This is a genomic window from Butyrivibrio sp. INlla16 (assembly GCF_900104155.1).
In the GTDB taxonomy this organism is placed as follows: Bacteria; Bacillota; Clostridia; order Lachnospirales; family Lachnospiraceae; genus Butyrivibrio.
Map to the genome: position 1 here is coordinate 124,526 of NZ_FMYB01000008.1, position 13,917 is coordinate 138,442.

The window sequence follows — 13,917 nt, forward strand, 5'->3', positions numbered from 1 at the left end:
AAACAAGGCTATGAAACTTCACAGTAAGAGCGGACTTACAAGAGTTGCAATTATCGGCGGTATTATAGTCGTTGCAATAATGATCATAGGAACATTATGGATGGGGCAGAGTGCGAGCAAAGACACGGAAAACGCGGTCAAAACAGTCAGCCTCCTCTATCTTGATGAGCTTGCGGGCAGAAGGGAACAGGTTGTTGCGTCCACCCTTAGTAACTATGTCAGTGACCTTGATACTGCGATAGGACTTATTGAAAAAACTGATTTGGAAAGCGTGGAGAGTCTTCAGGCTTATCAGTTTAGAATGAAGCAGCTCTACAAACTTGAAAAATTCGCTTTTGTTGATGAAGAAGGAATTATTTATACCTCACGCGGCACCAGGACGGATATAGATTTGTATTCCTTTAATCATAAGACTCTTTCGGAGCCTGAGATTTCCATAAAAAATGCAGACGGAAACAATAAGAAGATCATCATCGCCGTTCCGATCGACAGACTAAAACTGGAAAAACACACCCTTATTGTCTGCTTCATGGAGATGGATATAAATAATTTTCTTGATAAGGTTTCACTTCAGGCTAATGACAGTTCCGCTACTTTTTGTAATCTGTATGCCGCTGACGGAAGCAGCCTCACGGGAGCGGTTCTGGGCGGACTTGCAGCGGATAAGAATATTCTCACGGCGCTTGAATCAGCCAAGTTTGATGAGGGATATTCCATTGAGGAAATGCGCAGGTGCTTTGCTGAAGATACTGAGGGAATAGCTTCATTTACCTACAACGGAGTAAAAGAAACTATCGCTTTCGTACCGGTGCACGGAACCGACTGGGTGCTTACGTACCTCATAAGAGAGAGCGTTATCACCGAGCAGATAAATACAATTTCTCAGGGCATAATCATCAGAAGCCTTATACAGTCTATTCTTACGGCAGCTGTAATGATTGCCCTCCTTGTAATAATGATCACCCAGACAAAAAGGACAGCGAAGCTCGCGGCAGAACAGGAGAGCTCTGAAATACTTCAGCAGGAACTTGAGGAGAGGATCGCTCTCCAGGATGAGCTCATTGCCCAGGAAAAAGTGCGTACGCAGCAGGATAAGATGATAAACGCACTGGCTTCGGATTACCGCAGTGTTTATTATGTTGATCTTGAGAATAACAATGCAATCTGCTACAGAGGAGATGAAAATCACGAAGATGACATCTGTGAAGGTGACCGGTTCAACTTTAGTGAAAAATTCACAGAGTATGCTGAGTCTTTTGTCGCAGAAGAATATCGCCAGGGCTTTATTGATTTCATAAAGCCTGAAAATATAAAGCAGGCGCTGGAAAAAGAGCCAATTATAGCCTACAGATATCTTGTAAAGAAAAACGGCGAAGAGACCTATGAGATGCTCCGTATGGCAGGTGTCGGACATCCGGGGGATGCTCAGGATAACAAGATTCATGCAGTGGGAGCAGGCTTCTCAGATATAGATGCACAGATGAGGGATTCCCTTGCAAAGAGCCAGGCACTCTCTGATGCCCTTAAAACCGCTGAGGAAGCAAGCAGAGCAAAGACTATTTTCCTGTCTAACATGAGCCATGAGATCAGAACACCTATGAATGCCATCATAGGGCTTGATTCCCTTGCGCTTCACGAACCTGATATATCAGATGCAACCAAGGATTATCTGGAGAAAATCGGATCATCTGCGCAGCACCTTCTCAGTCTTATTAATGACATCCTTGATATGTCCAGAATCGAGTCAGGTAAGATGGTCCTTCGAAATGAGGAATTTGCCTTCTCGAAGCTTTTAGAGCAGATAAATACCATTTTCAACGGACAGTGCATGGAAAAAGGCCTTGAATACAAATGCAATATTATAGGGGAGTTAAATGATTATTATATCGGCGACAGCACAAAGCTAAGGCAGGTCCTTATAAACATTCTGGGCAATGCGGTTAAGTTCACTCCCGAGGGCGGCGCGGTAACTCTGGATGTTGAGAAGGCAGCAGGCTACGGAGGAAACTCCACACTGCGCTTTAGAATCAAGGACACCGGTATAGGAATGAGCAAGGAATTCCTTCCATCACTTTTTGAGACCTTCAGCCAGGAGGATACCACAGCGGCCAACAAATATGGCAGCTCCGGACTTGGAATGGCTATAACCAAGAGCATTGTGGAGATGATGAACGGCAAGATTGAGGTGCAGAGTGAAAAGGGTAAGGGAAGTATTTTTACCGTAACCGTTACACTCCTGGATTCCGATAAAAAGCATTCCGAGGATAACAGTGATATAGAGATCAATCCCAAAGAGATGTGCGTTCTCGTAATTGACGATGACCCCGTTGCCTTAGATCACGCAAAGCTTGTGCTCGGCAACGAAGGTATTGCGGTGGAGACTGTGCGCTCAGGCCAGGAAGCCATCGACCTTGTTAAGGTGCATAAGGGCAGGATGGAGCCCTACAATCTGATAATCGTTGATTGGAAAATGCCCGAGATGGACGGACTTGAAACAACCAGACAGATCAGAGAGATTATCGGGGATGACTCTGCAATCATTATGCTGACCGCCTACAGCTGGGATGAAATCCATAGTGAAGCGACTGATGCAGGTGTGGACAGCTTTATCTCCAAGCCTCTGTTCGCGGGAAGTCTTCTTGATGAATTCCGTAACGCTCTGAAAAAGAAGCGACTTCAGATAATGGAAAAGCCCAAGAAAGCCGATCTTACGGGCCGCAGAATTCTTCTGGCGGAGGACGTGGATGTCAACGCACAGATAATGATAAAGGTTCTTAAAATGAAGGAGATGGAGACCGAGCTTGCGGTTAACGGAAAAATTGCAGTTAAAATGTTCGAATCACATCACGAGAACTACTATGACGCAATTTTGATGGATATGCGCATGCCCGAGATGAACGGCCTCGAGGCAACCGCTGCAATAAGAGCCATGGGCAGAGCTGACTCAAAGAGCATCCCGATAATAGCTCTCACCGCCAACGCCTTCGACGAGGACGTTCAGCAAAGCCTCCAGGCAGGCCTCAACGCGCACCTGTCAAAACCGGTTCAACCGGAAGTGCTGTTCGATACACTTAGTGAGTTTATAAAGTGAGCAGAGCTTGAACGGATTCAAGATACGAAAATTGATAAGTGCGATAACAAAACATGAGTGGTATGTGCACTTCGTAATCTCTATCATTTGGGATAGACATTCATATTTCGAATAATAGGAGAAGGAGTGCACATGGCTATATCACACAGAAAAGTAAATAAGCTTATCAGGATCACTGATACTCAAGGAAATCCCATCAAAAATTCCAGGATAAAAGTACAGCAGAAAAATCATAAGTTCCTCTTTGGATGCGGAGCTTTTGATTTTATTCCCTATGTAATGAACGGGGACGAAGAACATAAGCAGATAACAGAGAGCTGGCTTGAGATTTTCAATTACGGAACACTGCCGTTCTATTGGGGACGATATGAGCCTGTGGAGGGACAGCCTAATAAGGATGCTCTCATGAAAACCGCAGAATACCTAAAGAGCAAGGGCGTCACCGTGAAAGGACATCCTCTTTGTTGGCACACAGCCTGCGCTGACTGGCTCATGAAATACGACAATGAGACCATCATGCAGAAGCAGCTTGAGCGTATTGACAGGGAAGTTAAGGGCTTCAAGGGCGTTATTGATATGTGGGATGTGATAAATGAAGTTGTAATCATGCCCATATTTGATAAATACGATAACGCGATTACCAGGATCTGCAAGGAAAAAGGAAGAGTTGGACTGATTAAGGAAGTCTTTGAGAGGGCTCATGCGGACAATCCGGATGCAGTACTTTTATTGAACGATTTTAATACCTCAATCAACTATGAGATTCTGATTGACGGCTGTCTGAATGCAGGTGTTCCGATCAGTGCCATTGGTATCCAGTCTCATCAGCATCAGGGCTATTGGGGCAAGGAAAAACTGGAGGAGGTTCTGGAGCGCTTTTCACACTTTGGACTCCCGATCCATTTCACGGAAAATACCCTTATATCCGGAGATATTATGCCACCTCATATTGTTGATCTTAATGACTGGCAGGTGGACGAATGGCCCTCAACACCTGAAGGCGAGGAAAGACAGGCAAGGGAGATAGAGGAGATGTACAGAACCCTGTTCGAGCATCCTCTTGTAGAAGCAATAACCACCTGGGACTACAGGGACGGCGCATGGCTTAAGGCTCCCAGTGGTTATATCAGACTTGACAATTCAAAGAAGCCCTCTTTCGAGATGCTGAAGAAGCTGGTTAAGCAGGAATGGTGGACAGACACCGCTGTTACAACTGACGAAAACGGATGCGCTGCTGTGGAGGCTTTTAAAGGCAATTACACCATCAGCTGCGGAGAGGATTCCGTCGATGCAAGGCTTGTGGATGATGAAGAAATAACTGTAGTTTTGGGATGAAAAACTTATTACGAATCTTTAACGCCCGGAGTGCACTATTTACAGCACTTCGGGTGTTGTTGTATGTATGGTTTTTAGATTGCAATAATTCATGTGTTTTTCATCGTGTTTATTGTGTGGGATATTTGAGAGTGCAATAATTCTTGATCTTCTAATTGCTTTTGTTGTACGCAAAATTTGGGAGTGCAATAAATCTGAATCGTTTCATCATATTTGTTGTTCAGAAAATTCTGATAGACAACAAATATAGATAATACATTTATATTTATTGTTTGTACGAAAATGGATTACAACAAATCTGGGGAGCATCAATATTTTTATTGTATAAGCTTCAGTTTAGGTGCAACAAATTCCAATATTATTGGATTTTTTGTTGCATGTGATTATTTCCTTGCCCACGGATCAATCCTACAAAATTGTAAAAAGCTCTCCATTAGTTTAAAATAACGGATGGAGGGCTTTTCTTGTTTGTAGAAGTCATCTAACCTATAAGGATTATTATAGATGTATAAGGAGACAGAATAATTAGTATGAAAATAGTTTACATGGGGACACCGGATTTTTCCGTGCCACCGCTTGAAAAAATGATAGAGGCAGGTCATGAAATAGTTGCAGTTGTGACTCAGCCCGATAAACCAAAGGGCAGAAGTGATAAGCTTGTTCCTTCTCCGGTAAAAGAGTGTGCACTAAAGCACGGATTGAAGATCATACAGCCTAAGAAAATCAGAGAGACAGAGGTAGTAGAGGAACTCAAAACTCTCGGAGCAGATATCTTTGTTGTTGCTGCTTTCGGACAGATCCTTTCTCAGGAAGTTCTTGATATCCCTAAGTTTGGATGCGTCAATATTCACGCATCACTTCTTCCGAAATACAGAGGCGCCGCACCCATTCAGATGTGCATCTTAAACGGTGACAAGACTACAGGCGTTACCATCATGCAGATGAATGCGGGAATGGACACCGGAGATATGCTTATAACAAAAGAAATCCCGATCGAAGAGGATGACACTGCAGGTACACTTTTTGACAAGCTCATGTACCTAGGGGCAGACCTTATTGTTGAGGCACTTCCGAAAATCGAAAAGGGAGAACTCACACCGACTCCCCAGAACGATGCTGAGGCCACAAAGTGCGGCAAAATCAACAAGGAGATGGGGCACATCAACTGGGACGACTCAGCAGAGAAGATTTCCTATCTCGTAAGAGGCATGAATCCCTGGCCCAGCGCCTATACACATTTAAACGGCAAAATGCTTAAAATCTGGACTGCTAAGGTTTTGAATAATACTGCTAGTGGCAATCCCGGAACTATCGCAGCTGTCAATAAAGACAGCTTTACCGTTAACACCGGCGATGGCCTCCTTGAAATCTTCGAGCTTCAGCTCGAAGGAAAAAAACGCATGGATGTAAAATCCTTCCTCCTTGGATACACCTTAAACCCTGGAGATAACCTCGAGTAACTTTCTTATATTATATATATTACTGGGCGGCAAAGATTGAACCTTTGCCCGTATTATTACATTTTGGAGGAGTTATTATGTACAGATATAGTTATGGATATGGTAGGGGAATGATGTTTGATGCTACGTATATATTGGTGCTGATTGGTGCGCTATTGTGTATCATTGCCAGTGCCATGGTCAAGTCCACCTACAATAAGTATGCGAAAATAAGAAGCATGTCAGGCATGACAGGTGCTCAGGTTGCTACCGAGATTTTGAGAAGAAACGGCATAAATGACGTGGCGGTTGTCCATGTGCCGGGAAACCTCTCAGACCACTTTGATCCAAGAAATAACACCGTTAACCTCTCGGACAGCACCTATAATTCCACCAGTGTTGCAGCCATCGGTGTCGCCGCTCATGAGTGCGGACACGTTATGCAGCATCACACAGGATATGTGCCGATCAAGATCAGATCAGCGCTTGTTCCTGCTGCCAATATCGGATCACACATCGGAATACCGATCATCATACTTGGACTTATTATCGGAATGACACCCCTTGCGAAGATCGGAATATGGGTATTTTCACTGGCAGTGGCATTCCAGCTTGTTACACTTCCGGTTGAGTTTGATGCTTCTCACAGAGCGCTCGTTATGCTCGGAGATTACGGCATTCTTGCGGATGACGAAGTGGACCAGTCAAGAAAAGTACTTAACGCGGCTGCCCTTACTTACGTTGCGGCTGCTGCATCATCAATACTTCAGCTTCTTCGTTTGGTTTTGATGGTAAACGGCGGAAACAGAAATCGGAGGTAAAATGGCAGGGAAGATTAATGAAAGGCGCATAGCCTACGACATTCTCGCTGAGATGGGAAAAAGCGACTCCTTTCAGAAGTCGGCGGTTAAGCTTGCGCTAAATAAATATGATTTTCTTGATGCTAATCAAAAATCCTTCATCAAGTATCTTGCGGAGGGAACCATTGAGAGACAGATAAGCCTGGACTATGTTATCGGCCTGTTTTCCAAGACACCCATATCAAAAATGGCAAAGCCTATTCTGTACATAATTAGAATGGGGACTTTTCAGATACTTTACATGGATTCTGTTCCGGATTCCGCTGCGGTTAACGAATCGGTGAAGCTTGCGGCGAAGCTCCACTTCATGGGACTCAAGGGCTTTGTAAACGGAGTGCTTCGTAACATTGCAAGGAACAAGGACAATATAAAGTGGCCGGATTACGATGAATCCAAGGCATCGCGAATTAAGTATCTTTCAGTAAAATATTCAGAGCCGGAGTGGCTTTCCGAAAAGTTTCTGGAAGATTTTGGCTTTAAAAAGACAGTTGAAATATTCAAGTTTTTCCTGGAACCAAGACCTGTAACGGTGCGGTTTTCCAATAGGTTCGAAACTGAAGAACTAAGAGGAATTCTTGCAAAAATGAAGGAGGCGAACAACGGCAATATAGTTATGAAACCAAGTCCGCTCCTTTCCTATGCGATGGACCTCTATCATACCGACAATATCAGATATCTTCCGGGCTTCGAAGAAGGCGCCTTCATGGTGCAGGATATCAGCTCCATGCTCGTTACCGAGGTTGCGGGACTTAGAAAAGGAAATACGGTAATTGATGTCTGTGCAGCACCCGGGGGCAAGAGCCTTCATGCTGCGGATGTCTTGCGGAATACGGGAAAAGTTATTTCCAGAGACATATCTCAAAATAAGTGCATTTTAATTCGTGAAAACGTTAACAGGATGAGATGCGATAACGTTGTTGTCGAAGAACATGATGCTGAAAAGCATGATCAGACTTTAGAAAATGCTGCGGATGTGTTATACTGTGACCTTCCGTGTTCGGGGCTTGGTGTTATTGCGAGAAAACCCGACATCAAGATGAATACCGACATGAATGCTATTATGACGCTTCAGGCAAAACAGAGAAGTATTCTAAACAATGTGTGGAATTATGTTAAGCCCGGCGGTATACTTATTTACAGTACATGCACACTTACAAAAGAGGAGAACCTCGAGAATTACAAATGGATACTGGAAAATCTCCCTTTTGACGCAGTAAGCATAGAGGACAGGCTTCCGGGACCCATGAAGGAAGTTCTTACGGCCGGAGCCGGTTATATCCAGATAATACCCGGAGAATTCGGCACTGACGGATTCTTTATTTCGAAGTTCAGACGCAGGGACGGATAACTTTTGTATCATTAAGGATTTTCAATGACAGATATCAAATCACTGACAAAGGAAGAATTAACGGATTTAATTAAGGACATGGGGGAGCCCGGCTTTCGAGCCGGGCAAATCTATGACTGGATGCACAAGAAGCAGGCACGAAGTTTTGAGGAGATGACCAATCTCGGGAAGAATCTTCGCGAAAAGCTCTCCGGAGAATGCGATTTTGTGGCGCTTAAGGTAGTGAGGGTGCAGGAATCAAAAATCGACGGAACGAGGAAATATCTCTTTGAGCTTGGAGATGGCAATCTTATCGAGAGCGTTTTTATGAAGTATCGCTTCGGCAACAGCGTCTGCGTGTCTTCGCAGGTAGGCTGCCGAATGGGCTGCAGATTCTGTGCATCGACAATAGACGGCGTCGAGAGGAACCTTGAACCCTCCGAGATACTTGACCAGATATATTCCATAATGTGCGACACCGGAGAGAAGGTGTCGAGAGTGGTGGTCATGGGAAGCGGCGAACCGCTTGATAATTACGACAACATTCTGAAATTCGTACGACTTTTAACAGATGAAAACGGGCTTAACATGGGGCAGCGTAATCTCACGATATCGACCTGCGGAATCGTTCCGAACATGAAAAAGCTCGCGGATGAAAAGTTGCAGATAAATCTTGCAATATCGCTTCATGCTTCAAATCAGAAGAAGAGGCAGGAACTGATGCCGATAGCAAATCAGTATTCCATAGATGAGCTTTTGGAAGCCTGTGAATACTATTTTGATAAAACCGGAAGACAGCTGACCTTCGAGTATTCGCTTGTGGGCGGCGTCAACGATACGGACGAGGATGCCGACGAGCTCGCGGATATCCTTAAGAATCTAAACTGCGTGGTCAACCTGATTCCGGTCAATCCCATAAAGGAGCGGGATTTTGTGGAGAGCACCACAGAGAGGGTTCAGGCTTTTAAGAAGAAATTGGAAAAACGACGCATAAACTCCACGGTACGGCGTGAGATGGGGAGAGACATAGACGGAGCTTGTGGACAGCTTCGAAGAAGACACATAGAGAATAACCAGGAGGAAAACTAATGATGAAACAGGCTTTTGACAACGACAAGTATCTGCAGATGCAGTCAGAAAGGATCCGTGAGAGGATAGGACAGTTCGGAGGAAAACTGTACATGGAATTCGGCGGTAAGCTTTTCGATGATTACCACGCTTCCAGAGTTCTTCCGGGATTTCAGCCCGACTCCAAGATCCGCATGCTTACTCAGCTTAAAGAGGATGTAGAGATTGTAATTGTTATTAACTCGGGTGATATTGAGAAAAACAAGGTCCGCGGAGACCTCGGAATAACCTACGATATGGACGTGCTTCGTCTTATCGATGCTTTCCACGGCTACGGACTCTATGTGGGATCTGTTGTCCTCACAAGATATGATGGCACAGAGCAGGTTATGGCTTATCAGAAGAAGCTTGAATCCCTTGGACTCAAGGTTTACAGACATTACACAATTCCGGGCTACCCTTCAAACATCCCGCTCATCATCAGCGAGGAGGGCTACGGTAAGAACGAGTACATTGAGACCAAGCATTCACTCGTCGTTGTGACTGCACCCGGTCCCGGCAGCGGAAAAATGGCTGTCTGCCTGTCTCAGCTTTATCATGAAAACAGACACGGAGTTAAGGCGGGTTATGCAAAATTCGAGACCTTCCCCATCTGGAACATTCCGCTTCAGCATCCGGTTAACCTTGCCTATGAGGCAGCAACCGTTGACCTTGCTGACATGAATATGATTGATCCGTACCATCTTGAAGCTTACGGACAGACCACTGTCAACTACAACAGAGATGTCGCTGTTTTCCCTGTACTCAACGCAATGTTCAAGGAGATTTATGGCGATTCACCCTACAAGTCACCTACCGACATGGGCGTAAATATGGCTGGTAACTGCATTATCGACGACGAGGCCGCACAGGCAGCAGGAAAACAGGAGATAATCAGACGTTACTACAAGGAACTCTGTGAAAAGAGAAAGGGTGACAGCTCACAGGAGAGAATCGACACTCTCGAGATCCTCATGCAGAAGGCCGGCTGCAGCATTCAGGACAGACCTGTGGTTGCTGCCGCTAACTTAAAGGCAGAGCTTACAGGCGCACCCGCAGCAGCTATTGAGCTTCCGGACGGTCAGGTTGTTACAGGTAAGACCAGTGCTCTCATGGGTGCAACCAGCGCTATGATGCTGAATGCCCTTAAGGTGATGGCAGGAGTGCCGGATGAAATTGATCTCATCTCACCTACAATTATCGAGCCTATTCAGAATCTCAAGACCCAGCAGCTTGGCGGACATAATCCGCACCTCCATGTTGGCGAAATACTGATAGCTCTTACAATCTGCGCTGCAACCGATAAGCAGGCAAAAGCAGCACTGGAGCAGGTTGACAAGCTTCGCGGCGCTGAGGTTCACTCAACGGTTATTCTTTCACCCGTTGATGAATCCACCTTCCACAAGCTGGGCGTTAACCTTACCTGCGAGCCGCAATACCAGACCAAGAAACTGTTCCACGGTTGATAATTTGCGTCTTCCCCCAAGGTGGCGCGCCAAAATATAAGCCTTCCCCTTGGGGGAAGGTGGCGCGCAGCGCCGGATGAGGGGCTCTACCACAGGCCTCTTTTTTGTTACTTCAATTTCGTAACAAATTCTTAACGAAAAAACATTTAATTAATAATGATTTTATAGATTTATAAGATTTGTTTATAAGAAGGCGTGCTATAATTACCATATGGAAGTTCACTCCCCGTGATGACAGGAGGCTCAGTATGAATCAAAGCTTATACGATGCGGTGTTCTGTGTGGATGTCGGTGGGCAGAAGATTGATCCTTTTGCAGCCGCAACTATAGATTTCGGAAAAGTTATCAGCGACATGAAACTTGGCGGGTATGAGATCACTTCTCTCAATGTTGCAGAGTTTATGGTTCTCCATTTTCTGGATGACCTTAGAAAAATCAAGAACCAGATTATCACTGAGACCATGGATCTGCCCAATAAAGAAGAAGTGTGCAGAGAAAATTACGGAATGTCGTTTAAAGACATCAATGCTCTTGAACCCACCAAGGATATTGAGTTTGACTTAAAGAGCGGACAGGTACTGTTGTTCCTGTCACATGATGCTCAGTACATGGAAGATGCATATATGAAACTGTTTGGACAGCAACTTAACGAGTTCTGTCAGAATACAGGTTTTATATACACAAAGCTCGGTGAAGCTTTATAACACCCGGCTTTATAGTAATTCCTCCTTTCCTTTCTTATATTGTTATTGTTGCGAAGATGGCCTGGCGCGAGTATACCTCCGTCGGGTCTTCTTTATTGGCTAGAAATGCTGCATTGGCGCGGCTTTTTGCCGGTTAAAACAGGCCCTATTAGCATATACTAACAATATTCTGATAGTTTCTTAAGATTTTCTTAAAAAAGAGCCCGATATATTACATTAATCGTAAAAAATTGCTATGATTGTACTAGTGTCGCCCTTGTTTTTTAGAAGTAGTCATCGGATGGGGTTCTGCCGTCCGAAAAGGCTTTTTCGTGTTTTATTTTTAGGAGGAAAAAATATGCTGAGTAGAGGAGATTGCGTCGTTTATGGTAACCATGGACTTTGTGAAGTAAAAGACATTTTGGTTCCGTCTTTTCTTGAGAGAGGCAATGAAACCTTATACTACAGCATGGTGTCAAGCATAGACACCAAGGGTGTTCTTTATGTTCCCGTTGACGGAGCAGAGGCTAAGATGCGTGATGCTATCGATGCAGACGAAGCCGAGGAACTTATCGATGAGATCGATGAGCTTGAAGTATACGATATTCCCCAGGGAAAGAAGGCTGAGGCTGTTATCGTAGAAGTTATCAAGAGAAATAAGGCTCCCGAGATGATGTGCCTTGTTAAGTCTCTTCGCAAGATTAAGGCTACAAGAGCTGCCGAGGGCAAGAAGTTCGCATCAATGGATGAGAAGTACCTCGGAATCGCTGAGAAGCTCCTTTATTCTGAGATGGCTTACTCAATGGAGTCCAAGCTCGACGCAGTAAAAGAGCGCGTTACCAGCGAGCTTTCACAGCTTACACTTGCATAATAATTGATTATTTCAGGGATGCCGATGAGGCATCCCTTTTTAAATTTCTGAATAACCTCAAAGTGTGGTAAAATAAAGCATTATGAACGAAAATACAATAAAACTTTATGATGAAAATGCATATTCAACAGAGTTCACAGCCAAGGTGATAAGCTGTGAGAAGGTAGAAGGTGAGAACGGACAGTATAAAGCTGTATTTGACCGGACACTGTTTTTTCCTGAAGAGGGCGGACAGACTCCCGACAGAGGCGTAGTTTATCTCCTTAGTGAACAGGATATTGAGCGATTAAAAACAGCAGGAACATCTGAAAGTGCCGATGCCTTTACGCAAGGGGAAAATGATATCAACGTCATTGATGTCCAGATCAAATCCGATATAATCTATCATTATCTTGATAAGGAGCTCGAGGAAGGCTCCACGATTCTCGGGAAAATCGATTTTAGTCACCGCTTTTCAAACATGCAGCAGCACTCCGGAGAGCACATTTTTTCCGGAATAGTGAATTCTAAATTTGGCTATGATAACGTGGGATTCCACCTCAGCGATTCTATTGTAACAATGGACTATAGCGGCCAGCTTTCACCCGAACAGCTTGCGGACGTAGAACTGCAGGTGAACAGGGCGATTTATGAAAATCGTGAGATCAGGGCATATTACCCGTCGCCTGAGGAGCTTGCGGACATCGACTATCGGAGCAAGAAGGAACTTATCGGTGCGGTTAGAATAGTTGAGGTTGACGGCTATGATGTCTGCGCCTGCTGCGCGCCTCATGTTAAGAGAACCGGCGAGATCGGAATATTGAAAATTGTTGGTTTTCAGAATTATAAGGGCGGAACAAGAGTCAGCATTTTGTGCGGGAAAAGAGCGCTCGAGTTTTTGTCGGGTGAGCATAATATGATCCAGGAACTTGCCGGAGAATTGTCTACTTCCGGTGACAATATTCCAAACATTGTGCATAAGCAGCAGGAAGAAATCGCCACTCTGAAAAGAAGCCTTTCCGAGGCAGGTGAAAAACTTCTCAATATAGAAGCTGACAAGGTACCTGAAGACGTACGAAATGTCTGTCTTTTAACGGACAAGGATTCGGATCCTAACGTCATCAGACGTGTTGTGAACAGACTTGTCAGCGAGAGAGAAGGGTACTGCGGTATCTTTTTCGGAGACGATGAGAGCGGTTACAGATTTATAATCGGATGTCCGGACGGACTTAACAGCAACGATGTTCTGACGGAGCTCAGGAAAAGCTTCCAGGTTCGCGGTGGCGGAAAGCCCGCCATGGTGCAGGGCAGTATAGAAGGCGCAACAGCTGATAATATTATGGAGACATTCGGACAGCTTTGATAATTTAGCCTTCCCCCTGGGGGGAAGGTGGCAGCCAATTGAAAAAATTAAGCCTTCCCCCTGGGGGGAAAGGTGGCAGCGAAGCTGACGATAGTGTCAAATAATCTATGAAAAAAATAGGTCAAAAAAATAGGCTCAGATGAACCTTGAAAAATGCAGATATTTAGATTGAGGTAGCCGGACGCCACCCTTGACAGCACAAAAAATAACTGCTGACGGTTAATCACCGACGGCGAAGAACTCAAGAACAATCAGATTTTCTCCGTCGTTTGCAGCAGTGTAGCAGTTATTTTTTGTGCCATCAAGGGCAAGCCGCTAACGCGGTGGCTGGGTTATTACCTCTGGCTCAGAATCTAAGAACAATCAGCCTGCAGCCTGGAGCTCAATTATTTTTTG

10 protein-coding genes are annotated in these 13,917 nt (G+C 44.8%); all 10 read left to right on the forward strand.

Annotated elements, in window-relative coordinates:
* The first annotated feature begins 10 nt into the window (after positions 1-10).
* The 10 genes from BLR42_RS05955 (at position 11) to BLR42_RS06000 (ending at position 13,521) form a co-directional block, all read left to right on the forward strand.
* Complete coding sequence (locus tag BLR42_RS05955; protein ID WP_091867450.1) at positions 11-3,091, forward strand: response regulator; 3,081 nt, start codon at positions 11-13, stop codon at positions 3,089-3,091.
* A 132-nt stretch (positions 3,092-3,223) separates the two neighbouring features.
* Entirely contained in the window at positions 3,224-4,426 is a 1,203-nt protein-coding gene (locus BLR42_RS05960) for an endo-1,4-beta-xylanase (RefSeq protein WP_091867452.1), read from the forward strand.
* Between the two features lie 530 nt (positions 4,427-4,956).
* On the forward strand, positions 4,957-5,886 hold the full coding sequence (gene fmt, locus BLR42_RS05965) for a methionyl-tRNA formyltransferase (protein ID WP_091867454.1): 930 nt from the start codon (positions 4,957-4,959) through the stop codon (positions 5,884-5,886).
* A 77-nt stretch (positions 5,887-5,963) separates the two neighbouring features.
* Entirely contained in the window at positions 5,964-6,686 is a 723-nt protein-coding gene (locus BLR42_RS05970) for a zinc metallopeptidase (RefSeq protein WP_022762622.1), read from the forward strand.
* A gap of 1 nt (position 6,687) precedes the next feature.
* Entirely contained in the window at positions 6,688-8,073 is a 1,386-nt protein-coding gene (rsmB, locus tag BLR42_RS05975) for a 16S rRNA (cytosine(967)-C(5))-methyltransferase RsmB (RefSeq protein ID WP_091867456.1), read from the forward strand.
* Positions 8,074-8,097: 24 nt separating this feature from the next.
* Positions 8,098-9,141 (forward strand): dual-specificity RNA methyltransferase RlmN, encoded by a 1,044-nt coding sequence (gene rlmN / locus BLR42_RS05980; RefSeq protein WP_091867459.1) that lies wholly within the window; start codon positions 8,098-8,100, stop codon positions 9,139-9,141.
* A 2-nt stretch (positions 9,142-9,143) separates the two neighbouring features.
* Positions 9,144-10,625: a DUF1846 domain-containing protein gene (locus BLR42_RS05985; RefSeq protein ID WP_334292768.1), complete on the forward strand. Its 1,482-nt coding sequence runs from the start codon at positions 9,144-9,146 to the stop codon at positions 10,623-10,625.
* 248 nt (positions 10,626-10,873) lie between these two features.
* A complete protein-coding gene (locus BLR42_RS05990) occupies positions 10,874-11,329 on the forward strand; it encodes a hypothetical protein (protein WP_091867464.1) in 456 nt (151 codons plus the stop codon).
* 337 nt (positions 11,330-11,666) lie between these two features.
* Positions 11,667-12,179 carry a CarD family transcriptional regulator gene (locus tag BLR42_RS05995; RefSeq protein WP_022762607.1) on the forward strand — a complete coding sequence of 171 codons (513 nt, stop codon included), beginning with the start codon at positions 11,667-11,669 and terminating at the stop codon, positions 12,177-12,179.
* Positions 12,180-12,261: 82 nt separating this feature from the next.
* Entirely contained in the window at positions 12,262-13,521 is a 1,260-nt protein-coding gene (locus BLR42_RS06000; RefSeq protein WP_091867468.1) for an alanyl-tRNA editing protein, read from the forward strand.
* Positions 13,522-13,917 lie beyond the last annotated feature (396 nt).